Source organism: Cupriavidus sp. SZY C1, from assembly GCF_032190535.1.
Classification (GTDB): domain Bacteria; phylum Pseudomonadota; class Gammaproteobacteria; order Burkholderiales; family Burkholderiaceae; genus Cupriavidus; species Cupriavidus pauculus_C.
In genome coordinates this window covers 352579-377176 of the sequence record NZ_JAUANU010000001.1, presented here as the reverse complement: position 1 = coordinate 377176, position 24598 = coordinate 352579, and the positions used below count along the sequence as shown (strand labels likewise).

18 protein-coding genes, 1 tRNA gene and 1 pseudogene are annotated in these 24598 nt (G+C 68.2%); 10 read left to right on the top strand and 10 right to left on the bottom strand.

The window, feature by feature from the left end; translation table 11 throughout:
* Positions 1–331: 331 nt before the first annotated feature.
* From QTN24_RS01805 to folE2, 4 genes are all read left to right on the top strand, one after another.
* Positions 332–631: an exodeoxyribonuclease VII small subunit gene (locus tag QTN24_RS01805; protein ID WP_124683594.1), complete on the top strand. Its 300-nt coding sequence runs from the start codon at positions 332–334 to the stop codon at positions 629–631.
* Positions 628–1512, top strand: a complete 885-nt coding sequence (locus tag QTN24_RS01800) for a farnesyl diphosphate synthase (RefSeq protein ID WP_313835129.1) — start codon at positions 628–630, stop codon at positions 1510–1512. The genes QTN24_RS01805 and QTN24_RS01800 overlap by 4 nt, the downstream gene beginning before the upstream one ends.
* A 44-nt stretch (positions 1513–1556) precedes the next feature.
* On the top strand, positions 1557–3473 hold the full coding sequence (gene dxs, locus QTN24_RS01795) for a 1-deoxy-D-xylulose-5-phosphate synthase (RefSeq protein ID WP_313835128.1): 1917 nt from the start codon (positions 1557–1559) through the stop codon (positions 3471–3473).
* 330 nt (positions 3474–3803) lie between these two features.
* Positions 3804–4607 (top strand): GTP cyclohydrolase FolE2, encoded by an 804-nt coding sequence (gene folE2, locus QTN24_RS01790; protein WP_313835127.1) that lies wholly within the window; start codon positions 3804–3806, stop codon positions 4605–4607.
* 75 nt (positions 4608–4682) lie between these two features.
* Here folE2 and QTN24_RS01785 read toward each other — a convergent pair whose 3' ends face one another.
* On the bottom strand, positions 4683–6713 hold the full coding sequence (locus QTN24_RS01785; RefSeq protein WP_313835126.1) for an alkaline phosphatase D family protein: 2031 nt from the start codon (positions 6711–6713) through the stop codon (positions 4683–4685).
* Positions 6714–6810: 97 nt separating this feature from the next.
* Positions 6811–7860: a tRNA (adenosine(37)-N6)-threonylcarbamoyltransferase complex transferase subunit TsaD gene (gene tsaD, locus QTN24_RS01780; RefSeq protein WP_313835125.1), complete on the bottom strand. Its 1050-nt coding sequence runs from the start codon at positions 7858–7860 to the stop codon at positions 6811–6813.
* 146 nt (positions 7861–8006) lie between these two features.
* Here tsaD and QTN24_RS01775 point away from each other — a divergent pair, with 146 nt between their 5' ends.
* The 3 genes from QTN24_RS01775 to dnaG all read left to right on the top strand — a co-directional run bounded on the left by QTN24_RS01775 (position 8007) and on the right by dnaG (position 11975).
* Entirely contained in the window at positions 8007–9242 is a 1236-nt protein-coding gene (locus tag QTN24_RS01775) for an NAD(P)/FAD-dependent oxidoreductase (RefSeq protein ID WP_313835124.1), read from the top strand.
* 220 nt (positions 9243–9462) lie between these two features.
* Positions 9463–9912: a GatB/YqeY domain-containing protein gene (locus QTN24_RS01770; protein ID WP_124683601.1), complete on the top strand. Its 450-nt coding sequence runs from the start codon at positions 9463–9465 to the stop codon at positions 9910–9912.
* Between the two features lie 218 nt (positions 9913–10130).
* Positions 10131–11975, top strand: a complete 1845-nt coding sequence (gene dnaG, locus QTN24_RS01765; protein WP_124683602.1) for a DNA primase — start codon at positions 10131–10133, stop codon at positions 11973–11975.
* A 163-nt stretch (positions 11976–12138) separates the two neighbouring features.
* On the opposite strand, the gene QTN24_RS24880 is transcribed toward dnaG, so the two are convergent.
* A complete protein-coding gene (locus tag QTN24_RS24880; protein WP_409558964.1) occupies positions 12139–12498 on the bottom strand; it encodes a hypothetical protein in 360 nt (119 codons plus the stop codon).
* Here QTN24_RS24880 and rpoD point away from each other — a divergent pair.
* Both rpoD and QTN24_RS01755 read left to right on the top strand, forming a co-directional pair.
* On the top strand, positions 12488–14770 hold the full coding sequence (gene rpoD, locus QTN24_RS01760; RefSeq protein ID WP_172966033.1) for an RNA polymerase sigma factor RpoD: 2283 nt from the start codon (positions 12488–12490) through the stop codon (positions 14768–14770). The genes QTN24_RS24880 and rpoD overlap by 11 nt on opposite strands.
* A 16-nt stretch (positions 14771–14786) precedes the next feature.
* A tRNA-Ile gene (locus tag QTN24_RS01755) sits at positions 14787–14865 on the top strand.
* Positions 14866–14970: 105 nt separating this feature from the next.
* Here QTN24_RS01755 and QTN24_RS01750 read toward each other — a convergent pair.
* The 6 genes and pseudogenes from QTN24_RS01750 to nosZ form a co-directional block, all read right to left on the bottom strand.
* Positions 14971–15507 carry a nitrous oxide reductase accessory protein NosL gene (locus QTN24_RS01750; protein ID WP_313835123.1) on the bottom strand — a complete coding sequence of 179 codons (537 nt, stop codon included), beginning with the start codon at positions 15505–15507 and terminating at the stop codon, positions 14971–14973.
* On the bottom strand, positions 15504–16328 hold the full coding sequence (locus QTN24_RS01745; protein ID WP_313835122.1) for an ABC transporter permease: 825 nt from the start codon (positions 16326–16328) through the stop codon (positions 15504–15506). Before QTN24_RS01745 ends, QTN24_RS01750 begins: the two co-directional genes overlap by 4 nt.
* Positions 16315–17238 carry an ABC transporter ATP-binding protein gene (locus QTN24_RS01740; protein ID WP_313835121.1) on the bottom strand — a complete coding sequence of 308 codons (924 nt, stop codon included), beginning with the start codon at positions 17236–17238 and terminating at the stop codon, positions 16315–16317. Before QTN24_RS01740 ends, QTN24_RS01745 begins: the two co-directional genes overlap by 14 nt.
* The gene (locus QTN24_RS01735) at positions 17225–18454 is read right to left on the bottom strand and encodes a nitrous oxide reductase family maturation protein NosD (protein WP_409558977.1); all 1230 of its coding nucleotides are present in this window, start codon (positions 18452–18454) and stop codon (positions 17225–17227) included. Before QTN24_RS01735 ends, QTN24_RS01740 begins: the two co-directional genes overlap by 14 nt.
* Positions 18455–18504: 50 nt before the next feature.
* Positions 18505–20652 (bottom strand): annotated as a pseudogene (locus tag QTN24_RS01730) (4Fe-4S binding protein); the annotation flags it as partial.
* Positions 20652–22574 (bottom strand): TAT-dependent nitrous-oxide reductase, encoded by a 1923-nt coding sequence (gene nosZ, locus QTN24_RS01725; protein WP_313835120.1) that lies wholly within the window; start codon positions 22572–22574, stop codon positions 20652–20654. The pseudogene QTN24_RS01730 and the gene nosZ, both read right to left, overlap by 1 nt.
* Positions 22575–22815: 241 nt before the next feature.
* Here nosZ and QTN24_RS01720 point away from each other — a divergent pair, with 241 nt between their 5' ends.
* On the top strand, positions 22816–23808 hold the full coding sequence (locus QTN24_RS01720) for an FAD:protein FMN transferase (RefSeq protein ID WP_313835119.1): 993 nt from the start codon (positions 22816–22818) through the stop codon (positions 23806–23808).
* On the opposite strand, the gene QTN24_RS01715 is transcribed toward QTN24_RS01720, so the two are convergent.
* Entirely contained in the window at positions 23805–24581 is a 777-nt protein-coding gene (locus QTN24_RS01715; RefSeq protein ID WP_124683609.1) for a DeoR/GlpR family DNA-binding transcription regulator, read from the bottom strand. The genes QTN24_RS01720 and QTN24_RS01715 overlap by 4 nt on opposite strands.
* Between the last annotated feature and the right edge of the window lie 17 nt (positions 24582–24598).

Sequence of the window (24598 nt, the reverse complement as noted above, 5' to 3'; positions counted from 1 at the left end):
CGGAGCCGGTTCCCCGCCCTGAGGCAGAGAAAAATGCGTCCTGGACGCAACGGATCTGAACTCGCCGACGAGCCGGGGATTGTACCCGAGCCCAAAAATTAAGGGACTGATTTTTTTGACTTTTTAGCGAAAAAGTCGACCCGGGTCGTCACGGAGGTGCCCCTTCGGGCGCATTCGGAAAGACGACCCGGGCGCACACGTCACTTCCCTGTCACGGGCACCGGTTATGTGGCGTATCCGCACGCCGGCCATCCGCCCTGTGGATAACACTGTTCTGCGGCCCGGCCCTGGTTTGGCGTAAAATCCCGAATTCCCCTGAACAAGGCCCGACATGCCAAGAACGACGACCGCCCCGGTCCAGCCCGACGATACGCCGTCCGCCAGCGTGCCGCCGGCTTCCTACGAGGCCGCGATGGCCGAGCTGGAAACGCTGGTGGCGAGCATGGAAAGCGGCGAGCTGCCGCTGGAGGCGTCGCTGGCCGCTTACCGCCGGGGCGCCGAACTCGTCCGCTTCTGCCAGCAGAGCCTGGAGCGCGTGGCCCAGCAGGTCAAGGTACTGGAAGGCGACGCCCTGAAGCCGCTGGCCGGCGAATCCCGTCCCGACAACAATAACGGCGCAGACTTCGAATGAGTGATTTCGCTACCTGGATGCGGGCGCAGGGCGCCCGGACCGAGGCTGCCCTGGACGCGGCCCTCCCGTCCACGGACACAATTCCCCACACCTTGCATGAAGCCATGCGCTATGCTGTCCTCGGCGGTGGCAAGCGGGTGCGCCCGCTGCTGGTCCACGCCGCGGGCGAGGTGGCGGATGCGCCATCCGAGGCTTGCGACGCGGCCGCCTGCGCCGTCGAGATGATCCACGCCTACTCGCTGGTCCACGACGACATGCCGTGCATGGACGACGACGACCTGCGCCGCGGCCGGCCGACGGTTCACAAGGCCTACGACGAAGCCACGGCACTGCTGGTGGGCGATGCGCTGCAGACGCAGGCGTTCATGGTGCTGGCGCAGACGCCCGCGCTGGGCGCCGAGGCGCGGCTGAAGCTGGTGGCCGAGCTGGCCACGGCGTCCGGGTCGGTGGGCATGTGCGGCGGGCAGGCGATCGACCTGCAGAACGTGGGCCAGTCCATGACCCGCGACGCGCTGGAAGGCATGCACCGCATGAAGACCGGTGCGCTGCTGCGCGCCAGCGTGCGCATGGGCGCCCTGTGCGGCAGCATCGACGCGGCCGGGCTGGCCGCGCTGGACCGGTATGCGGCGGCCGTGGGATTGGCGTTCCAGGTCGTGGACGATATTCTCGACGTGACCGCCGACACGGCGACGCTCGGCAAGACCGCCGGGAAGGATGCCGCCAACGACAAGCCGACCTACGTGTCGCTGCTTGGTCTGGATGCCGCACGCGAGCTGGCCGCCCAGCTTCGCACCGACGCCCACGAGGCGCTGGCGGGATTTGGCGCACGCGCCGGCCGGCTGGCCGAACTGGCCGACCTGATCGTGCTGCGCTCGAACTGAACTGACAAGCCGGACACCGAGAATCCGGCGGCCGAACGGACACCATGACCTACACGCTGCTCAACAACATCGACGACCCCGCGGACCTGCGCAAGCTGGACCGCCGCCAGCTCGGCACGCTTGCCGACGAACTTCGCGCCTACGTGCTCGAATCGGTCTCGCAGACCGGCGGCCACCTGTCGTCCAACCTCGGCACGGTGGAGCTGACCATCGCGCTGCACTACGTGTTCGACACCCCCAGCGACCGCATCGTCTGGGACGTGGGCCACCAGAGCTACCCCCACAAGATCCTGACCGGCCGCCGCGACCGCATGTCGACGCTGCGCCAGTACGGCGGCATCTCGGGCTTCCCGCGCCGCTCGGAAAGCGAGTACGACACGTTCGGCACCGCGCACTCGTCCACGTCGATCTCGGCCGCGCTGGGCATGGCGCTGGGCGCGCGCACGATGGGCCAGAAGCGCGTGGGCATCGCCGTGATCGGCGACGGCGCGATGACGGCCGGCATGGCGTTCGAGGCCATGAACAACGCCGGCGTCTACAAGGACCTGCCGCTGCTGGTGGTGCTCAACGACAACGACATGTCGATCTCGCCGCCGGTGGGCATGCTGAACAAGCACCTGGCCCGCCTGCTGTCGGGCCAGTTCTACGCGGCGACCAAGAAGGGCATCGAGAAGGTGCTGTCCGTGGCGCCGCCGGTGCTGGAGTTCGCCAAGCGCCTGGAAGAACATGCCAAGGGCATGGTCGTGCCGGCCACGCTGTTCGAGGAATTCGGCTTCGACTACATCGGCCCGATCGACGGCCACGACCTGCAATCGCTGGTCCCGACGCTGCAGAACATCCGCCAGCGCGCGCTGGAAGGCCACGGCCCGCAGTTCCTGCATGTGGTGACCAAGAAGGGCCAGGGCTACAAGCTGGCCGAGGCCGACCCGATCCTCTACCACGGCCCGGGCAAGTTCAACCCGGCCGAAGGCATCCGCCCGGCGGCCAAGCCGTCGCGCAAGACGTACACGCAGGTGTTCGGCGACTGGCTGTGCGACATGGCCGCCGCCGACCCGCGCCTGATCGGCGTCACGCCGGCCATGCGCGAGGGCTCGGGCATGGTCGAGTTCGAGAAGCGCTTTCCGGACCGCTACTACGACGTCGGCATCGCCGAGCAGCACGCGGTGACGTTTGCCGGCGGCCTGGCCTGCGAGGGCCTGAAGCCCGTGGTGGCTATTTACTCGACCTTCCTGCAGCGCGGCTATGACCAGCTCATCCACGACGTGGCGCTGCAGAACCTGCCCGTGGTCTTCGCGCTGGACCGTGCCGGCCTGGTCGGCGCCGACGGCGCCACGCACGCCGGCGCCTACGACATCCCGTACCTGCGCTGCATCCCGAACATGATGGTCATGACGCCGTCTGACGAGAACGAGTGCCGCCAGCTGCTGACCACCGCGTTCCAGCAGGATTGCCCGACCGCCGTGCGCTATCCGCGCGGCGCCGGCGTGGGCGTGGCCACCGAGGCCGCGCTGACCGCGCTGCCGGTGGGCAAGGGCGAGATCCGCCGCACCGGCCAGGCCCGTGCCGGCCAGCGCGTGGCAATCCTGGCGTTCGGGTCGATGCTGCACCCGTCGCTGGCCGCGGCCGACGCGCTGGACGCCACCGTGGCCAACATGCGCTTCGTCAAGCCGCTGGACGTGGACCTGGTGCGCCAGCTTGCCGCCGACCATGACTACCTGGTGACCGTGGAAGAGGGCGCGACGATGGGCGGCGCCGGCAGCGCCGTGCTGGAAGCACTGGCCGAGGCCGGCATCGAGGTGCCGACGCTGGTGCTGGGCCTGCCCGACCGGTTCATCGACCATGGCGATCCGGCGTTCCTGCTGTCGCAGTGCGGGCTGGACGCGGCGGGCATCGAACGCTCGGTGCGCGAGCGCTTTGGACTGGCCGACCAGCCGGTGAAGGTGGCCACGCGCGTCGCCTGACGCCCGGCACCCGGCACCTGGCACGGCCCCGGCGGCGCGGATCTTCCGCGCCGCTTTGCTTTTGGGCACCGGCACATGGCAGGACGCTGCATCGCCCGCCCATTCGCTGCACGAAATACGCGGAATGGGGCGGCGCATCGGCAGCGGCTTCCAATCTTGCGTAGAATCGCGGTTCCCATTTTCGTGTTCGCAACTGCGGGCAGGCGCCGACAGCATGACGCCTGGACCCGCCGTTTCACACTCGTTGCGCGGCGTGGAGAAATCCTGCGAAAACGCCGCGACCGTAAGGATGGCCGCCACCCCCTGGCGGCGTCCTGGAGGAAACCGTAGATGAATGACATCCATCCCGCCTTTGTCATGCCCGACGTGCAGTCGAGCGTCGATACCCGCCAGATCGTGATCCAGCGCGTGGGGGTGAAGGGCGTGCGATATCCGCTGACACTGAAGACGCCCGCCGGCCAGGTCGGCACCGTCGGCACGTTCAACCTGGACGTGCGGCTGCCGGCCGACCAGAAGGGCACCCACATGTCGCGCTTCGTGGCGCTGCTGGAGGACAACCGCGCGCCGCTGGACCTGGCCGGCTTCCGCGCGCTGCTCGACGACATGCTGGTGCGGCTTGAGGCCGATGCCGGCCGCATCGAGGTCACCTTCCCGTACTTCATCAGCAAGATCGCGCCGGTATCGGGCGTGCAGTCGCTGCTGGACTACGAGGTGACGCTGGCCGGCGAGCGCCGCGACGGCCAGACGCGGCTGTTCCTGACCGCGCTGGTGCCGGTGACGAGCCTGTGCCCGTGTTCGAAGAAGATCTCGCAGTACGGCGCGCACAACCAGCGCTCGCACATCACGATGCAGGTGGAACTGGCCGGCGACCTGGACGTGGAAACGCTGGTCCGCATGGCCGAGGAAGAAGCGTCGTGCGAACTGTGGGGCCTGCTCAAGCGCCCCGACGAGAAGTTCGTCACCGAGCGCGCCTATGAGAACCCGAAGTTCGTCGAGGACCTGGTGCGCGACATCGCCATGCGGCTGAACGCCGACGACCGGATCGTGGCCTACACGCTCGAAGCCGAGAACTTCGAGTCGATCCACAACCACAGCGCGTACGCCGTGATCGAACGGGACAAGCGGGTGGGGTGATCGTCATCACCGCCAGCCGGCGCCCCTGTCTCGCGGTGCGGGAGAGGGGCGCCCATCCACAGTCCGACAGCTTCCTCAGACCACCGTCACCGCCGGCACCCCGGCGGCCACTTCCACCACCTTCACGCTTTCCGTCGCCGGCTGCGCGGGGGCGGCGCCGTCGACCAGCGGCTTGAGCTTGTGGAAGCTGCAGCTCAGCTTGGTGGCGGTCAGCGTGACCACCGCGTAGCCCTGGGCGTCCGTGTTCACGTACTTGAGCCACGGGTTGAACGTCGTCAGCGTGGTGTTGAACGTGTTGGTGACCGTGCCGGCGCCGTCGGTCGTGTAGATCAGCGGCGCGGCGGCCTGGAAGGCCGGGTCGCTGTCCACCACGCTCCTGAAATAGCTCTGGAACGAATTGCTCGACAGGCCGGCCGTGACCAGGTCCACCATCACCGGCACGGGCGTGGCCGAGTCGTAGTCGTCCATGACCGGGCCGGCGAAGAACGCGTGGATGTCGCCGGTCAGCGCCACGACGTTGGCAATGTTCTGGCTCTTCAGGAATGCCATCAGCGCCTTGCGCTCGGCGTTGTAGCCGTCCCACTGGTCGGCATTGAGGATGTACTTGTCCAGCAGCGCCACGGAAGGCAGCGCCGCGTTGAGCACCGGCTGGATGGCCGCGTCGAAGGTGGCGCCCGGAATGCCGGCGTTGGCCTGCAGCAGCGCCTTGAGCGCGGCATAGGCCGGCGTCGGGTAGGTGCCGTCGCCCTTGGCCGTGGTCAGGTCGGTCACCAGCGCCGCCGTCATGGCCGGCTGCAGCGGCGCCAGCGCGCCGTTCGCCTTGACCAGGCCGGCGGCCAGCAGCGCGGCGATGGCCTGCGTGCCATCGATCTGCATGCGCAGCAGCGACACCTCGTTGCCCCACAGCTTCCACGTCGTGGCCGCGCCAGCCATCTGCTGCTGCCACCAGGCGCGCTGCGTGTCGCCAAGGATCGACACCGGCGTCAGGGCGCCGCCCGCCGCCGTCACCTTGCTGGCCTCCAGCCCGGCCAGCGTGGCCTTGGGCACGAAGTAGCGGCTGCCGATGCTGCTGCCGGCGGCCTGCTCGGGGATCACGTGGTCCGCGCGGTACAGCCGCTCGTCGGTCATCACCAGCGTGGCCAGGTTGCCGAACGTGAACGCGCGGTAGATCTGGATGTTGCGGAACGACGGGTCGGCCCGGTCGAAGCTCACGTCGGCCGGCATGAATTCGAACCACGCCTGGCTGGCGGCGCGGCGGCGCGCGGTGCGCGGGTCCAGGTCGTCGCTGGCCGTGTAGGTCTGGTGGTCCTGCCAGCAGTCGTCGGAAAACTCGTGGTCGTCCCAGATGCCGATGACCGGAAAGCGCGCGTGCAGCGCCTGCAGCCGCGGGTCGCTGCGGTATGCCTTGTACAGGTAGCGGTAGTCGTCGATGGTCGTCGCGTAGGTGCCGTCGGCCGACGCCGTGCCGTTCGGCAGCGTCAGCCTGGCGTGGCGGCCCTCGACCTTGCCGGTCTGGAACGCCGCGCCGACCGTCTCGTAGATGTAGTCGCCCATGTGGACCACGAAGTCGAGGTCCTGGCCGAGCAGTTCCTCCATGCCGGCCCAGTGGTTCACGCTCCAGTCCTGGCACGTGATGAACGCGAACCTGAGCTGCGACAACGGCGTGCCGGCCGCCGGCGCGGTGCGGGTGCGGCCGACCGGGCTGGTCTGGCTGCCCGCGACGAAGCGGTAGTAGTAGGTGGTGCCGGCGGCAAGGCCGGTCACCTTGTTGCGGATCGTATAGTCCCAGTCCGGCAGCGCCGACAGCGTGCTGTTGACGACCATCGTGCCGAAGTCGGCCTGCGTGGAGACCTGCAGCTGCACGTTGACGGGCTGGCTGCCGTTGCCGCCCGTGACGCGCGTCCAGAGCATGACGCTGTCGGGCCGGGGGTCGCCGGACGCTACGCCCTGCTGGAACGTGAAGGTGTTGCCGGGGTCGGTGGCGGGCGGGGTGGCCGGGGTGGTGGGCGGCGTGGTGGGGTCATCGCCACCGCAGCCGGCCAGGCCCGTGGTGGCCACCGTCACGGTGACGAAACTTCCCCATTTCAGAAACTGGCGGCGATCCATCTGGCGTCCCTCTATCGTTATGTGATGTGGAGAACGCAAATTGTTCGGCGGCCTTGTGACCGCCTTGTGTCGGGATGCCGCCCCGATTAGAGGTTTCCTACGACGCCTGGACGCCCGCGCCGTCGGGCAGCCGGATATCGGACAGGTCCCAGCGCGGCGTCACGCCATAGTCGTAGCCATGGCGTGCCAGTTGCGGCGCGGCCTGCAGCCGCATGGCGCCGGCAAAGGCGATCATGGCGCCGTTGTCGGTGCAGAAGGCCAGGTCGGGATAGAAGACTTCCACCTTGCGGCGCCGGCCCATCTCGTTGAGCCGCTCGCGCAACTGGCGGTTGGCGCCCACGCCGCCGGCCACCACCAGCCGCTTGTGGCCGGTCTGCTTGAGCGCGTTGAACGACTTGGCGGCCAGCACGTCGACGATGGCATCGACGAACGACCGCGCCAGGTTGGCCCGGTCCTGCTCGCAGGCGTTGCCAAGCTTGCGGGTTTGCGTCAGCACGGCCGTCTTGAGCCCCGCGAACGAGAAATCGAGATTGCCCGAATGGAGCATCGGCCGGGGCAGTTCGAACGCGCCCGGGTTGCCGAATTCGGCCAGCCGCGACACTTCGGGCCCGCCCGGATAGCCGAGCCCGAGCAGCTTGGCGGTCTTGTCGAATGCCTCGCCGGCTGCGTCGTCGAGCGTTTCGCCAAGCAGCGTGTAGTCGCCCACGCCCTTGACCTCCATGAGCTGCGTGTGGCCGCCCGACACCAGCAGCGCCACGAACGGGAACGGCGGCGGGGCGTCGGTCAGCAGCGGGGACAGCAGGTGGCCTTCCAGGTGGTGCACGCCGACCATCGGCACGTCCAGCGCAAAGCCCAGCGCGTTGGCGACCGACGCCCCCACCAGCAGCGCGCCGGCCAGCCCGGGGCCCTGCGTATAGGCGATGGCGTCGATGTCCTGGCGCTGGCGCCCGGCGTCGGCCAGCACCTGCCGCAGCAGCGGCAGCACGCGGCGGATATGGTCGCGCGACGCCAGTTCCGGCACCACGCCGCCATATTCGCGGTGCATGGCGATCTGGGAATGCAGCGCATGCGCCAGCAGGCCGGCCCCGGTGTCATAGAGGGCCAGCCCGGTTTCGTCGCAGGAGGATTCGATACCGAGGACAAGCATGGCTGTGTGGTGCGGCCGGCTGGGTTCGGGCTGCAACTGCAGCGATCGTGCCGGCAAAAACGGAAGGCCAGCAGGGTAGCACACCCGCGCAGCGCGCGCTCGGGCGCCCGCGTTTCGCTACAATCGCGGCTTCTTGAAGGGGCGACATGACACAAGGCAGGAACGACCGGTTCGACGTGGCGGTGCTGGGCGCGGGCGCGGCAGGCATGATGTGCGCCGCCGTGGCGGGCCAGCGCGGCGCGCGCGTGGCGCTGATCGACCATGCCACGCGGCTGGCCGAGAAGATCCGCATCTCGGGCGGCGGACGCTGCAATTTCACTAACCTGCAGGCCGGGCCGGCCAACTACCTGTCGTCGAACCCGCACTACTGCCGCTCGGCGCTGGCGCGCTATACGCCGCAGGACTTCCTGGGCCTGCTGCGCCGCTACGACGTGGGCTGGCATGAGAAACATCGCGGCCAGCTCTTCTGCAACGGCAGCGCCGAGGACATCATCGCGCTGCTGCGGGCCGAATGTGACGCCGGAGGCGTGCACTGGCGCACCGGTTGCACTATCGACGAGATCCGCAAGGAAGGCGACGACTACCTGCTGCTGACCACGCAGGGCCCGGTGCGTGCCGGGGCGGTGGTGGTGGCAACGGGCGGCCTGTCGATCCCGAAGATTGGCGCCACCGATTTCGGCTACCGCATCGCGCGCCAGTTCGGACTCAAGGTCGTGGAAACGCGCCCGGCGCTGGTGCCGCTGACGTTCGACGGACAGGCGTGGCAGCCGTTCGTGCCGCTGGCGGGGGTGTCGATGGAGGTCGATATCGCCACGGGCAGCGGCAAGACGGCCGGCGCGTTCAAGGAAGACCTGCTCTGGACGCACCGCGGCCTGTCGGGCCCGGCCGTGCTGCAGATATCGAGCTACTGGCATCCCGGCACGCCGATCGAGATCGACCTGTTCGACGGCGAGGATGCCGCCGCGTGGCTGATCGGTCACAAGAAGGGTACACGCAAGCACCTGAATAACCTGCTGGGAGAGCGCCTGCCGTCGCGGCTGGCCGATGCCTGGTGCGCGGCGGCCGGGCTGTCCGGCGGCCAGCCAGTGGCCGACATGCCGGACAAGGCACTCCGGCAGCTTGGGGAGGCGCTGAACCGGTGGCGGCTGGTGCCATCCGGGACCGAGGGCTACAAGAAGGCCGAGGTCACGCTGGGTGGGGTGGATACGCGCGGCCTGTCGTCGGCGACGATGATGGCGCGCGACGTGCCTGGGCTCTATTTCATCGGCGAGGTGGTCGACGTGACCGGCTGGCTGGGCGGGTACAACTTCCAGTGGGCCTGGGCGTCGGCCGTCGCGGCCGGCGAGGCGGTTTCCGAGGCCGCGCGCGGCGCTGCGGCCTAGGCGGGACAGTCGCCGGCGTGGCGTGCCATCCATATGCAGTGCGATGGCCCATGCGCTACAATCGGCGCTCTCGCAAAAGGCTGGCGGCGCGCCGGCACGTTCGCTTTTCCTCGTTTTCGGCCAGAGCGCGGCTTCGCCTCTGCACGTACCCGCTGCGGGCCATGGCTCCGGCGGGTTTTTGCGTTATGGTCCCAGTAGCCTCAATTTTTGGAAGATTGCCATGTCCCTCAAAGCCCGCATCAACGACGACATGAAGGCCGCCATGCGCGCCCGCGAAGCCGAGCGCCTCGGCACGATCCGCCTGCTGCTGGCCGCCATCAAGCAGCGCGAGGTGGACGAGCGCGTGGAACTGGACGATGCCGCCGTCACGGCCGTCATCGACAAGATGATCAAGCAGCGCAAGGACTCGATCTCCCAGTTCGAACAGGCCGGCCGTGACGACCTGGTGGCCAAGGAGAAGGCAGAGCTGGACGTGCTGGCCGCCTACATGCCGGCGCAGCTGTCCGAGGCCGAGGTGGCCGCCGAGGTGCAGAAGGCAGTCGAAGAGGCCGGCGCCACCGGTCCGCAGGACATGGGCAAGGTCATGGGCCTGGTCAAGGCCCGACTGGCGGGCCGCGCCGACATGACCGCCGTGTCCGGCCTGGTCAAGGCCGCGCTGGCACCGAAGTAATTGACGGCGGCATCAGAGATAAGCACGATTAGCAGTCGAGATGGACGAAGTAGCCGCCAGGTTGACGGGACTTGGCGGCCGATGTCGGCAAAGGCCGGCAGGGCGTTGCGGCTGCACTACAATGGTTCGATAGCTGCCGGGCGACGTTCCGGTCACGCATTCCAGAAAAGCGGCCGCCGGCGTGTCCGGCAGGCCATGGCATCAGGACGGTCAGTCGGGTGATTCCGCAATCCTTCATTCAGGACCTGCTCAACCGCGTGGACATTGTCGACGTGGTGGGCAAGTACGTGCAGTTGAAGAAGGGCGGGGCCAATTTCATGGGCCTGTGCCCGTTCCATAACGAGAAATCGCCGTCGTTCACGGTGTCGCCGACCAAGCAGTTCTACCACTGCTTCGGCTGCGGCGCGCATGGCTCGGCCATCGGCTTCCTGATGGAGTATTCCGGCCAGTCCTACCCCGATGCGGTGCGCGAGCTGGCGCAGTCGGTGGGCCTGTCCGTGCCCGAGGAACGCAACAGCCTGCCGCCGGCCCAGCGCGCGGAGCAGCAGGCGCGGTCCGTGGCGCTGAGCGACGCCATGTCGCGGGCGTCCGATTTCTACAAGAAGCAGCTCCGCGGGGCGCCCCAGGCCATCCAGTACCTGAAGGGCCGCGGCCTGACCGGCGAGATCGCCGCGCATTTCGGGCTCGGCTACGCGCCGGACGACTGGCAGGGCCTGGAGGCCGTGTTCGGCAGTTACCGCGACGACGCGGTGGCCGGGCCGCTGATCGAGAACGGGCTGCTGATCGAATCGCAGGACAAGCGCGACGCCGACGGCAAGCCGCGCCGCTACGACCGGTTCCGCGACCGGATCATGTTCCCGATCCGCAACACCAAGGGCAATGTGATCGGCTTTGGCGGCCGGGTCATGGGCCAGGGCGAGCCGAAGTACCTGAATTCCCCCGAAACCCCGCTGTTCAGCAAGGGCACGGAGCTGTACGGGCTGTTCGAGGCCCGCCACGCCATCCGCGAGAACGGCTACGTGCTGGTGGTGGAAGGCTATATGGACGTGGTGGCGCTGGCCCAGCTTGGCTTTGCCAACGCCGTGGCCACGCTGGGCACGGCCTGCACGGCGGTGCACGTCCAGAAGCTGCTGCGCCAGACCGACGCCGTGGTGTTCTCGTTCGATGGCGACGCCGCGGGCCGGCGCGCTGCCCGCCGGGCGCTGGAAGCCTGCCTGCCCCACGTGGCCGACAACAAGACCATCCGCTTCCTGTTCCTGCCGGCCGAGCACGACCCGGACAGCTACGTGCGCGAGGAAGGGACCGATGCCTTCGCGCGACAGGTGCAGAACGCGATGCCGCTGTCGCGCTTCCTGCTCCAGATCGTCACCGAAGAACAGGACCTGCGCCAGCCGGAAGGCCGCGCCCGCGCCCAGTTCGAGGCCAAGCCGCTGCTCCAGGCCATGCCGGCCGGCGGGCTGCGGCTACAGATCGTGCGCGAACTTGCCGATGCTACCGGTACGACGCCGGCGGAAATTGAGGCGGTGTGCGGGCTGGGCAGCGATTCGTCGCGCGTCGGCCGGTTCTCGCAGCCGCGCCCGCGCGCCCGGCGCCAGGCGCCGACCGGGCTGGAGCAGCAGGTGATTCAGCTACTGATGAGCTACCCGGCGCTGGCCGCCCGGCTGGACGACGATGCCCGCGCGCTGCTGCTGGACCCCCAGCGGCCCGAAACCGAGGTGCTGGCGCACCTGGTGGCGGCCTGCGACGGCATCCAGGGCACGATGAACTTCGCGGCCTTCAACGAACAACTGGCGCAGACGCCGTTTGCCGACGTCTATGCCAACGCCCGGGCCGCCGTGCTGCGGGAAGACATGGAAGAGGCGTCGGCGACACTTGAATTCGACGGGGCCATCCACAAGCTGCTGGCAGACCCGCTGCAGCGCGAGCTGGAAACGCTGCTGGCGGCGATATCGGCCGGCACCGCCAGCGAGGACGACAAGGCGCGGTACCGCTGGCTGATGCCGGAGGTGCAGCGTCGGCGGCAGATGGGCTGGCGCCCCGTGACGTCGGACGATCCGACGTAGGCGCCACAGGATCGGCACACTAGAAGCACAACAGATACGTTTTTCGGCTTGAGCCGTTGCACAAGTGATCCCAACTGACGGACGAATCCGGGGTCTAATCGCTTAAGCCTTGATTTTTCAGGTGAAAACCTCACCTGACAGGAAGCCGGGGATTGGTGACGTGCTACAATGCCCGGTTTGGATTGCGAAATCTCTCTCCAGTACTGGCGAAAGTGAGCGTGCCAATGGCAAAGGCCAAAGCAACCGAAAGGGCAGCCGAGAAGGCGCCCTCCAAAGCTCCCCAATCAGGGAGCGGCAAGGCGTCCGTGAAAACAACGGCGGCGAAGACTTCGACCGCGTCAGTCAGGACGACATCAGCCCGGTCTGCGCCAGCAAAGTCCGTGCGAAGCGCTCCCGCGCCCGCCGGAACCACTTCCGCCAGGAATCGCACATCCGAAAATACCAGGCCCTCGACTTCGGCACGCGAGAGCGGCAGCAGCGCCAATACAAGCGGCAGCAATGCCGCTGCACCAGTGAAAGGCAAGAGTATCACCGTGGCGAAACAGCAGAATACCGAAGTCGAGAGCAAGCGTGCGGCAACGACGGCCGGCACCCGCAGCAGCAGCGCCCGCGCAGGCGCTACTGCCGCCGCGCCGAAGGCCCGTGCCGCGACTCCCGCATCCGTTGCATCCGAGCGAACCGCCGCTCCGGCCGTCAAGCCTGAGCCGAAGAAGCGCGGTCGCAAGCCCAAGGCCGAGATGCAGCAAGAAGACAGCACCATCGAAGACGTGACCGAAGAGTTTTACGAAAACGACGCGCCCGCGACCCCGGCGGCGGCCCCGAAGACCGAGAAGCAGAAGGCCAAGGACCGCAAGGCCAAGGAGAAGGCGCTGCTCAAGGAATTCGCCTCGTCCAACCAGGCCGGCAGCGAGGAAGAACTCGAACTCCGCCGCCAGAAGCTCAAGGCGCTGATCAAGCTGGGCAAGTCGCGCGGCTACCTGACCTACGCGGAAATCAACGATCACCTGCCGGACGACATGGTCGATTCGGAAACGATCGACACGCTGGTCGCCACGCTGAACGACATCGGCATCGCCGTCTACGAACAGGCGCCGGACGCCGAGACGCTGCTGCTCAACGACAACGCCCCGTCCGCCACCAGCGAGGAAGAGGCCGAGGAGGAAGCCGAGGCCGCGCTGTCGACCGTCGATTCCGAGTTCGGCCGCACCACGGACCCCGTGCGCATGTACATGCGCGAGATGGGTACCGTGGAACTGCTGACGCGCGAGGGCGAGATCGAGATCGCCAAGCGGATCGAAGCCGGGCTGAAGGACATGGTCATGGCCATCTCGGCCTGCCCGGTCACGATCTCGGAGATCCTGGCCAGCGCCGAGCGCGTGGCCAACGAGGAGATCAAGATCGACGAGTTCGTCGATGGCCTGATCGACCCGAACGCCGAGGAAGTGCAGGACAACTCGCCGGCCCAGGCCGCGGCTTCCGATGAGGAAGACGAGGAATCGGACGAGGACGGCGACGAGGAAGGCGACGAGGACGAGGACGACGAGAGCGGCGGCGGCGCCGGCGCGTCGGCCCGTCAGCTCGAAGAGCTGAAGGTGGCCGCGCTGGAGAAATTCCGCATCATCGCCGAGCAGTTCGACAAGATGCGCCGCGCGTTCGAGAAGGAAGGCTACAAGTCCAAGCCGTACGTGAAGGCGCAGGAAGCCATCCAGGCCGAGCTGATGGGCATCCGCTTCACCGCCCGCAACGTCGAGCGCCTGTGCGACACGCTGCGTGGCCAGGTGGACGAAGTCCGCAAGCTGGAGCGCGCCATCCTGAACATCGTGGTCGACAAGTGCGGCATGCCGCGCGCCGACTTCGTGGCCCGCTTCCCGGGCAACGAGACGAACCTGGACTGGATCCAGACCATCGTGGCTGACCACAAGCCGTACAGCACGATCGTCGAGCGCAACGTGCCGGCCGTGCACGAGCTGCAGCAGAAGCTGATCGACCTGCAGGCCCGCGTGGTGCTGCCGCTCAAGGAGCTGAAGGACGTCAACCGCAAGATGTCCGAAGGCGAGAAGCGCGCCCGCGAAGCCAAGCGTGAAATGACCGAGGCCAACCTGCGCCTGGTGATCTCGATCGCGAAGAAGTACACGAACCGTGGCCTGCAGTTCCTGGACCTGATCCAGGAAGGCAACATCGGCCTGATGAAGGCGGTGGACAAGTTCGAATACCGCCGCGGCTACAAGTTCTCGACGTACGCCACGTGGTGGATCCGCCAGGCCATCACGCGCTCGATCGCCGATCAGGCCCGCACCATCCGTATCCCGGTGCACATGATCGAGACGATCAACAAGATGAACCGGATCTCGCGCCAGATCCTGCAGGAAACCGGCAACGAGCCGGATCCGGCAACGCTGGCCGAGAAGATGGAGATGCCGGAGGACAAGATCCGCAAGATCATGAAGATCGCCAAGGAGCCGATCTCCATGGAAACGCCGATCGGGGACGACGACGACTCGCATCTGGGCGACTTCATCGAGGACACGAACACGCTGGCCCCGGCCGAGGCGGCGCTGCATGGTTCCATGCGCGACGTGGTCAAGGACGTGCTTGACAGCCTGACGCCGCGCGAAGCCAAGGTGCTGCGCATGCGTTTCGGCATCGAGATGAGCACCGACCACACGCTGGAGGAAGTGGGCAAGCAGTTCGACGTCACGCGCGAGCGTATCCGTCAGATCGAGGCCAAGGCGCTGCGCAAGCTGCGCCACCCGAGCCGCTCCGACAAGCTGAAGAGCTTCCTGGAAGGCAGCTAAGCATCACGCCTTCTAAGGGCCTCTAGCTCATGCCTGGTTAGAGCAGCGGACTCATAATCCGTTGGTGCCGTGTTCGACTCACGGGAGGCCCACCAACTCATGCAGTAAGAAGAAGGGGCTACGGTTTTCGCCGTAGCCCCTTTTTTCGTTGCGACGCGATTTTCTCGGCCTTCATTCATGTCTGCGGCCGTGCGCTCGCCCTACATCCGCCCGTCACCTCCCGCTCCCCCGCTCAGATCCACCATATCGGCCGTGATGCCGGCATACGGCAGCACCTTGCCGCCGTGCTTGTGGGCAAACGCCTGGGCGGCCGACTCGTTGCGGAAGCCCGGGATGGTCGGGCCCATGGCGCCGTGGCGGCGGCTGCCGGTGACGTAGAAGCCGGTGCGGGCGTCGAACCAGTGGCCGCGCGGGGTATTCCAGTCGGCCAGTTCCATGTCCTGCGTGAAGACGGCGGTGACCGGGCGAACCTGCTCGGGGCGCAGCAGGGTACTGAACAGTTCCACGGTGTCGCAGTACCAGACTGGAGCCGCCTGGCCGGCGAAGAAGATTTGCGCCTTGGGGCCGGGATGGTCGGCCAGCAGCATGCCGTCGAGGTCGCAGGCGGTGGCGGGGTCGAAATCGGCCGGGGTCGGGGCGGCCGGGGCCGGGCGGGAGCATGCCGCGAGCAGGCTCTGCAGCGGCAGGGCGCTGATGGCGGCCAGCAGGACGCGGCGGGTGGGGTGCGGGTGGGTCATGTCCGGAATCTCCAGATGGCGAGAAGCAAGGGCGCGGCGATCCACGCCAGCAGGGCGGCGGCCAGTGCGGCGGGGCTGGCGAGTGCGGTGGGGACGATGCTGGCCAGGCCGTACAGTTCGCGCACGGCTGCCAGCGAGAACACGTTGAGGATGCGGAACAGGCCGGCGGGATTCAGCAGCAGCGCGGTGGCGATCGCGGTGTCGCCGACCTGTCCCCCGGTTGCCACGAGCGCGCCCACCAGCAGCAGGTCGTAGACCAGCACGAAGAACAGCCAGACGGCGATGGCGAGTCCCGACGCCTGCGCGCGGTCGCGGGCGAGTACGGAGAGCAGCACGGCGATGCTCAGGAAGGTCATCCCCAGCAGCACGGCGCTGCCACAGAAGCGCAGGAATGGCCCGAGCATCGCGGTGCCGAACTTCAGGAACAGCGGCACGCCGACCGTGGCGAAGCCCGCCAATGTCGCCAGCCCCAGCGCGGCCGCCAGGCCCAGGTACTTGCCGAGCAGCAGTTCCACGCGCGTCAGGGGGTACGACAGCAGAAGCCCCAGCGAGCCGCGCTCGCGCTCGCCGACGATGGCGTCGAAGCCGAGCAGCAGGGCAATCATCGGAATCAGGTAGATCGCCAGGCTGACCAGGCTGGCAATGACGAACGCGGCCGAGCGCAGCCCGACCTCGCCCTGCTGCGCCCCGCCGAAGTAGCCAATGGCCAGCGAGAACGCCGCGAAGCCCACCGCGATGACCAGCACCCAGCGGTTGCGCAGGCGGTCGCGCAGCTCCTTGTGCGCCACCGTGCCGATCTGGCGCCATTCAATCCATGCCATGGGCGGCCTCCGTGCCGAAGAAGACATCTTCGAGCGTGGGCTCGTCGATGCGCAGGTCATCAAGGCAGTCAGCCAGCAGCCCCACCAGCGTCATGCAGGTGTCGGGCGGGCAGACCAGGCAGAGCGTCGGGCCGGCGCCGTACATCGCCACCTCGGGAAGTGCTTCGAGCCGCCGCTGGATCAGGCGCAGCGTACCCGGCACGATGCGCACGCGCAGCCGCAGCGGCAGTTGGTGCCGCCCGCGCAGCGCCGCCACCGTGCCGAGCGCCTGCACCTTGCCATGGCGGAGCAGCGCCAGCCGGTCCACGCGTTCCTGAAGCTCGCTGAGAATGTGCGAGGTGATGACGATGGTCACGCCGGCCTGCTGCCGCTCGCGCAACAGCGCGTGCATATCGTGCAGCGCCACCGGGTCAAGGCCGTTGCCCGGCTCGTCGAGAAACAGCACGCGCGGGTTGCCAAGCAGCGCCTGGGCCAGGCCGAGCCGCTGGCGCATGCCCTTCGAGTACTCGCGCACCGGACGCCGCGCCGCGTGGGCGAGGCCGAGGCGGTCGAGCAGGGCGGGGCCGTCGTCCGGGCTGGAGCCTTTCAGGCGGGCGAAGAAGCGCAGGGTTTCCAGCCCGCTGAGGTTGTCGTAGAGCGCCAGGTTCTCCGGCAGGTAGCCGATGCGGCGGCGCGCGGCGCGAAAAGCCGAGGTGCCGACGGCGGCGCCGCCGATCTCGATCGTCCCGCGCGAGGGTGGCACCAGCCCGAGCATCATCCTGAACAGCGTGCTCTTGCCGGCGCCGTTGTGGCCGATCAGGCCGAACATCTCGCCCGCATGCAGTTGCAGGCTGATGCCGTCCACGGCGCGGATCGGGCCGTAGTACCGGGCCACGTCCTGCAGCACGACGGTCACGTCAGGTGCCTTCACGCCATCGTCTCCAGTCAGGATGCGCGGGTGCCATGCGCGGCGCGGCATCCACCACACTGGGCGCGCGCATGACGGGAAACTGCCGCGCCACCACGCGCAGCGCCTGCACGGCCGGGCTGGCGAACAGCAGTTTCACGGAAGGGTGCCGCCATGTCAGGCGATCGACCACGTCGTTGGCGGCATGCGGGATGTCGCCGATGCCGTCGCCATTGCGGTCCCAGCCAAGGTAGTTGCTCCAGTAGTTGCCGCCGGGCTGGCCGGCGGGGGCGCCCCACGGCTCGTCGCGCGCCCCCACGTAGCGCACCGATTCGCGGTTGCCGATGAAGTCGTTGCGCTGTACCACGTTGCGCGTGGAGCCGGCCGAAAGGTGCACGCCCACCGCGTTCCCGGTCACCAGGTTGCCACGCAGCGTCACGTACTCGGCGTCGTAGACGAAGAAGCCCCGCGCATTGCCGGCCACCACGTTGCCCTCGACCAGGGCGTCCTGCACGGTGCGCAGCATGATGCCGTGGTCGGTGTTGCCCCAGGTGCGGTTGTTGCGCACGGTCTGGTCGCGCACCTCCATCAGCGCCAGCCCGCCGCGGTTGCGGTAGCTGTCGTTGTCTTCCCAGAGGTTGTAGTAGGAGTTCATGTAGTGGCTGCCGTACCGGCTGTGGTGGAGCCGGTTGCCGCGGAACACGGCATGGTGCGAGACGTCGATGTACAGCGCGTCGCGCACGAAACTGATCTGGTTGCCCACGATCTGCGCGCCTCGGGTGTTGTAGAGCTGGATGCCGTTGCCCCGCTGCGACGATTGGAAATCGCGCTTGCCGGTGATGACGTTGTGCGTCACGCGCACGTCGTTGGCCTTCTCGATCCACAGGCCGAACAGGTTGTAGGCGAGCGTGCAGCCGGTGACGGTGGCCCGGTGCGCGCCCGGGCGCAGGTAGATGCCCGCGTCCTGCCCTTTCAGGCTGGCGCCGGAATCGCGCACGATCAGGCCGTCGAGCGTCACGTCGGGCGCGGTCACCGTGATCGTGTTGCCTTGCAGGCCGCCGCTGATGGTGGGTCGTCCCACGCCGCGCAGCGTCAGCGGCCTGTCGATGCGCAGGTTGCCGGCATAGCGGCCCCGCGCGATGCGGATCTCGTCGCCGTCCCGCGCGGCGTCGATGGCTTGCTGGATCGACGCGCCGGGCGCCACGTCGATCACGGCGGCATGGACGCCGCTTCCACCCATCGCGCAGGCCAGCAGGAGCAGCCGGACGGTGGGCATCATGAGTCGCCTCCGGGGTCCCGCGTGATCGGCGTGAAGTAGCCGTCCCGGCCGATGCGGGTCAGCGGCAGGCCCTCGCGCTCGCGGCGCTTGCGTTCGCGGGCGAGCGGCGGGCAGCCGTGGTCGTCGGTGTAGAGCACCAGGCAATCGAGGCAAAGCAGGCACTCGCGCGGATCGATGCGGCCCCGGGCGTCGATGGCCTGCGCGCCGCATCCCACCGCGCACGCGTGGCAGGTCGTGCAATCGGGTTTGCGGCGCAGCCGGAAGACCGGCCGCACGCTGGGCACCGCCAGCGCCGCGCCCAGCGGACACAGGTATTTGCAGTAGGGCCGTTCCGTGAACAGCGAGAGCCCGAGGATGGCGCAGACGAACAGGCCGAACGGCCAGGCGCGATGCTGGATGCCGACCAGGAACGTGGTCTTGAACGGCTCGATCTCGGCGAGCGTTTCCGCCAGTCCCATCGACAGTAGCGAAATCGCCAGCAGGCCGGCAAAGACACCGTACTTCAGCCATTTCAGGCGGTCATGCAGGCGGCGCGGAAGCTGAAACTGGAAGCGCCGCAGGCCCACCCGCCTGCCCACGCGGAATAGCGCCTCGGACAGCGATCCGAACGGGCAGAGCCAGCCGCAGAACAGTCCGCGCCCCCACAGCAGCACGGTAATGGCAATGAAGATCCAGAACAGGAAGAGGAACGGGTCCGACAGGAACAGCGACCAGTGCCACTGGAACAGCAGCGCATGCACCCACGTCAGCACCTGCGTGACCGACGGCTGGGCCATCACCCCGAACCCCACGAACACGATGCTGATGGTCCAGGCGGCGTACTTGAACACGTCCACCGGCCACTTGTTGCGACGCGTGGCCCGGCGTGCAAGGCGGCCGCGGCAGGCGTGGACGACCGCAACGGCCACCAGAAAGGCCGCGAACAGGCCGATGCCGACGGGCCGCGTGCTCCAGGCGCGCAGCCATGGCGGCGCCGGCGTGTCGATCTTCGGCCGGCCCCCTTCCAGCAGGCTGGCCGGCAGCCAGTAGTCGGCGTCGAAGCTGGCGAACGTCCGGGCGCCAGTGGCACGGTCCACACGGTTGCCAAGGAACACCAGCTTCCACGGCCACGCCGGCGAGAACGCGCCCGAGCGCACGATGAAGATGGCCGATTCCGTATAGGCCGGGGCGTCGGCAGGCGCCAGTCCGTACAGGTTCAGGTAATCGAGATCGCGGAACGTCAATGTGTCGTCGCCCTGGCGCAGTTGCACGCGGTCGTACAGGCCGCCCCGGACAAAGCCCGAGCCCTTGAACGACGCGCTGCCAGCGGTCCGGATCACGAAAATCGCATGGTCGCCAGTCCCCAGGCCCTGCCGCAGGTTCTGCCAGCCTCGCTCGCCGAGCACGCTGCGCCCCACATCGGGATGGTTCAGGTCGCCAAACCATAGTTCGATGTAAGGCATCGTCGAAGGCGCCAGACCAACCTGCGTGGTCTCGACACGTAGCCGTTTTACGAGTTTCTGCTCGACCAGCGCCTGCCAGGCAAGTTGCGGATGGCCCGGCGCAAAGCGTGCCGGCGTGCGCTGGGTGGGCGGCAGGATACCCACCTGCCGCGCGACCGCTGCACCCGAACGTGTCACGACCTGGTTCTGGGCGATCACCGTCACGGTGGCGCCCGAGATCGCATCCACGCCAAGCACGCCCTCGTCGGGCCGCGCGCTGCCGATCTCGAACTTGTCGGTCACGGACTTGCCGAGGTACTGGGCGTTGAAGCGCGGCAGAGCCGTTTCCGGGATGCCGAGCAGCAGGATCGGTTCGGAGTGCTTCAGCACCTTGATGCCGACGAAGCGGCCGGCGTTGTCCATGCCGATCAGCGTCACCACCGGCTTGCCCGAATAGGCGGGAATGTCGGTGATGTCGGTAGACAGCATCACGTAGCCCAGCCGTGGACGCCAGCCATCGGCCGTGGCCGGACCGTAGGCCTCGACATACGGCGGCTGCCCCATGCGCGCGGAAAACGACTCCGCGCCCGGGAATACCTCGGCGCACGGTACCCGGGCACAGAGGTCGGGCGCCGTGGCGAGATCGTCAGGCAAGTGCGCTTCATAGGCCGTATCGGCCAGCGCAGGCTGCCACGCATGGCAAAAAAGCCAGAACGCGGCGAGCAGCAGCCGGCGCATTACGCTTCCACGATCATGCGGGTACGCATTTCGAGGTGGAGCGCGTGGCAGAAGTGAGTGCAGTAGCACCAGAACACGCCGGGCTGGTCGGCGACGAAGGTCACCGAGGCGGTTTCCTGCGGGTTGACGATGAAGTTGATGTTGTACTTCGGGATGGCAAAGCCGTGCGTCAGGTCCTCGACCTTGTCGAGGTTGGTCAGGATCAGCGTGACCTCGTCGCCCCGACGCAGCCTGAACTCGCGCGGGGTAAAGACCGGCGCCTGCGACGTCATGCGCACCGTGACCTTGCGGCCGGCGCGGGTCACGCCTGCCTGGTCGGGCGCCACCGCCAGCGGAAAGTCTTCCATGGCGTAGACCTGCTTCGGTTGCAGGAGGTCGCGCCGGAAGATGATGAAATCGTGGGGCTCGCCGCGCACCGGGTGGTCGGCCAGCAGCACCATGCGGTCTCCCGAGATGTCCACCAGCTGCTCGTTCTCGGCGTGCAGCGGGCCCACGGGCAGGAAGCGGTCCTTCGAGAACTTGCAGCCCACGGCGAGGTACTTGCCATCGGCGGCGATGGTCTCGGACTGCGACGCGTTGACGTGGCCGGGCTGGTAGTGCACGTCGAGGCGGTCCAGCACGTACTTGGCATTGCGGTCGCCCGCGTGGAAGCGGATGGCGGCGTCGACGTTCCATTTCACCAGCTGGCTGTCCAGGAACAGCGTGGTGTAGGCGTTGCCCCGGCCGTCGAAGGCCGTATGCAGCGGCCCGAGGCCCAGTTCGACCTCGGCCACGATGGCGTCGTCGATCTTCGCCAGCTTGCCGTCGAACCAGTCGAGCACCTTCGCCAGTTCGATCACCGTGCAGGTCGGCGACAGCTTGCCGGCGCAGATGAAGTACTTCTGGTCGGGGCTGGCGTTGACGCCGTGCGGGTTCTTCGGCACCGAGACATAGGCGGTCAGCGCGGTCAGCGGGTCCTGGTTGGCGGCGAGGGTGCCGTCCACCACCGGCACCTTCGAGTCGCCGTAGGTCTTGAACTTCCCGGCTTTCACGGCGGCCTCGATGCGGGCGACGTGGAAGAACAGGCAGGCATCGCGCTCGGCCGACATCATCTCCTCGAAATGCACGCCGTTCTCGCTGTTGTACTGGTTGGTGGCGGCCAGCTTGCCGTCGTAGGACGTGGCCACGAGGTCGCAGTTGCCGTCGATCATCACCTGCCAGCGCACGGCCATGGTTTCGGCGTCCACGCACGAGAACAGGCTGCGGTACTTCGTGCCGTCATCGGTGGGCGTGTTCGGCAGCGGAATGGCGAACTCGGCGCCGCAGAACACGCGCGTGGTGTAGTTGATGGCCGGGTCCACGGGGTCGCGCTTGTCCGGGAAGATGCCGTGGAAGCCCTGCACGTTGGGCAGTTCGGTAATCTTGTCGCAGACGAAGTAGTCGAGCCGGATACGGGCCAGGCGCGCGTTGATCTTGTCGTTGATCCAGGCGTAGCGGCCGTCGTAGTTGCCATCGCGGTACGAAGCATGCGTATGGTGCGTGTCGCCGACCGTGTAGCGCAGCGTACCGTCAGGCCGGGTGCCCATGACCCGCTTCGATTCGTCGGTGATGCCCCAGCCCACGAGCGCGTCGGGCACGAAGCAGGGGATGCGCAGCAGCTCGCGTCCCGAGGGCAATCCCAGCACGCGCATGTCGCCGGTGTGCCCGCCGCTCCAGAGGCCGTAGTAGGTATCGAGCTCCCCCGGCTTCAGGTGGACGTTGCCGACGCTGCCGTCGTGCGGCGCCCCTGCTGCCGACGCCCCCGCGCCGGTGGTGCCCGGCCCGGCATCGCCTTTGTCCGAGCATGCCGCGATGCCGGCCAGGCCGGCCGCGGCGGCCGTGCCAAGGAACTGGCGGCGGCCGAAGCCGCCGTTGGCGGCGTGGTTCTTGTCCTGCTTGCTCATCGCTTGCTCCCGGGGTGTCGCACTGGAATGGGTGGAATACTCCGGGCACTTTTCGAAGAGGGGATTGATGGCGGTCAACGGTGCAAGGGAACTACGATTCCTGACCACAGTTTGATTTGCTCCATCGTGCGCCGCTTGCGAACTTCCTAGAATCGACCGTTTGCGCAGGCGACATCGACAGGAGCGGATCATGGGCACGGCAGCAGAGGGTTCCACGCACGGTGTGTCACGGCGAAGGTGGATGCAGACGGCGCCGCTGCTGGCGCTGGCGCCATGGCTGACGCCGGCCATGGCCGTGGCCGGCGCCGAAGTCAGCCGTTCCACACGGACGCTGATGGGAACGCGGGTCGATATCGCGGTGGACGGCCTGGCTGCGCCCCGCGCCGAGGCCGCCATGGCGGCTGCCTGGGCGGACATGACGCGGCTGGCGAACATGATGAGCCGCTACCGGCCTGGCAATCTGGTCCACGCGATGCACCTGCTGGCGGGCCTGCAGGCTGTGCCGGTGCCGCCCGCAATGCTGCGCGTGCTGACGGCGGGGCAGGCGCTGGCCGCGCGCAGCGACGGCGCCTTCGACATGACCGTGGGTGGGCTGACCGGCTGGCGCTTCGACCGTGCCGAGGCCGTGGTGCCTGCGGCCGGCGAGATCGCACGCGAGCTGCCCCTGGTCGACTACCGTGATCTGATCGTCGATCCCGTGCGCCAGACCGCTTTCCTGCGTCGGCGCGGCATGCGGCTCGATCTCGGCGGCATCGCCAAGCTGCCCGTGCTCGAAGCCGGCATGGCCGCCCTCGCGCAGCACGGCGCGGCGTCGGCGCTGATAAACGGCGGGGGCGACGTACTGGTCCGCGGGCGGCCGCGTGGGGCGGGCTGGCGGGTGGCCGTGCGCGACCCGCTGGCGCCGGCCGATCTGCTGGGGGTGCTAAGGCTGCACGGCGATGCCGTGGTGGCGGCTTCCGGCGACTATGAGCGCGCCTTCACGCTGAACGGCAGGCGCTACCACCATATCCTCGATCCCCGCACCGGCATGCCCGGCACGCGGATGCGCGGGGTCGTGCTGGTGGCGCGTGACGCCGGAGCGGTCAACGGGCTGGGCGCGGCCATGATGGTGGCGGGGCCGGCGGCGGCGCGCCGCTGGTTGGGCGATATGCCCGGTGTCGACGCGCTGCTGGTCGATGCGGACGGCGCGCGCTGGATGTCGCCCGGCATGCGGGCCGGGCTTGCCGCCGGCTAGTCCGCCACGGCCACCGTCACCTGCTTCAGCGCGTGGAACGGTTCGAGCTGCGCCGCGCTGGCGCCGGCATCGGTCACCAATGTCCAGGCGCGTTCCAGTGGGGTCCAGTGCTGCTGGCGGGCGCGGCCGAGCTTGGTGGCATCGACGAGTACGAAGATGTCGGCGGCCTGGCGGATGATGCATTCCTTCAGGTAAGCCTGCTCGGCGGTGGCCTCGCACAGGCCCACGCCGGCCACCACGCCGTCAGCGCCCAGGAATGCCTTGTCGACGCTGATGCGCGACAGCGCCACCTGGGCCAGCGGGCCGAAGGTGCCCATGCTCGACGGGCGCACATCGCCGCCGATCAGCGTCACGCGGATCTTCGGCAGCCCGGCCAGCGCCGTCACGGCCAGCAGGTTCGTGGTGTAGACGTGCAGGTCCTCGCGCGCGGCCAGCAGGCGGGCCAGCGCGGCGGCGGTGGTGCCGCTGTCCAGCAGCACGGCGTCGCCGTCCTGCACAAAGCTCGCGGCCAGCCGGGCGATGGCGTCCTTCTGTTCGCGCTGCAGCGCCTTGCGTTCTTCCAGCGGTGCCTCGGGTTCGTGTCCGCCCACCTGCATCAGCGCGGCGGCGCCGCCGTAGGTCCGCACGATGCGGCCCTCGCGCGCCAGCGCGGTCAGGTCGCGCCGCACGGTGGCTTCCGACACGCCCAGGCTTGCGGTCAGGCGTTCGACGTTGGCCTCCTCGCCCGCAAGGACGAGTTCGAGGATGGCGCGGCGGCGGTCGGCGGCTTTCATGGGGCGGCTTGGCAACG

Coding starts and splice junctions, on each gene's coding strand:
- QTN24_RS01805 (WP_124683594.1), top strand. CDS start 332: ATGCCAAGAACGACGACCGCCCCGGTCCAGCCCGACGATACGCCGTCC.
- QTN24_RS01800 (WP_313835129.1), top strand. CDS start 628: ATGAGTGATTTCGCTACCTGGATGCGGGCGCAGGGCGCCCGGACCGAG.
- dxs (WP_313835128.1), top strand. CDS start 1,557: ATGACCTACACGCTGCTCAACAACATCGACGACCCCGCGGACCTGCGC.
- folE2 (WP_313835127.1), top strand. CDS start 3,804: ATGAATGACATCCATCCCGCCTTTGTCATGCCCGACGTGCAGTCGAGC.
- QTN24_RS01785 (WP_313835126.1), bottom strand. CDS start 6,713: ATGGATCGCCGCCAGTTTCTGAAATGGGGAAGTTTCGTCACCGTGACG.
- tsaD (WP_313835125.1), bottom strand. CDS start 7,860: ATGCTTGTCCTCGGTATCGAATCCTCCTGCGACGAAACCGGGCTGGCC.
- QTN24_RS01775 (WP_313835124.1), top strand. CDS start 8,007: ATGACACAAGGCAGGAACGACCGGTTCGACGTGGCGGTGCTGGGCGCG.
- QTN24_RS01770 (WP_124683601.1), top strand. CDS start 9,463: ATGTCCCTCAAAGCCCGCATCAACGACGACATGAAGGCCGCCATGCGC.
- QTN24_RS01750 (WP_313835123.1), bottom strand. CDS start 15,507: ATGACCCACCCGCACCCCACCCGCCGCGTCCTGCTGGCCGCCATCAGC.
- QTN24_RS01745 (WP_313835122.1), bottom strand. CDS start 16,328: ATGGCATGGATTGAATGGCGCCAGATCGGCACGGTGGCGCACAAGGAG.
- QTN24_RS01735 (WP_409558977.1), bottom strand. CDS start 18,454: ATGGGTGGAAGCGGCGTCCATGCCGCCGTGATCGACGTGGCGCCCGGC.
- nosZ (WP_313835120.1), bottom strand. CDS start 22,574: ATGAGCAAGCAGGACAAGAACCACGCCGCCAACGGCGGCTTCGGCCGC.
- QTN24_RS01720 (WP_313835119.1), top strand. CDS start 22,816: ATGCAGACGGCGCCGCTGCTGGCGCTGGCGCCATGGCTGACGCCGGCC.
- QTN24_RS01715 (WP_124683609.1), bottom strand. CDS start 24,581: ATGAAAGCCGCCGACCGCCGCCGCGCCATCCTCGAACTCGTCCTTGCG.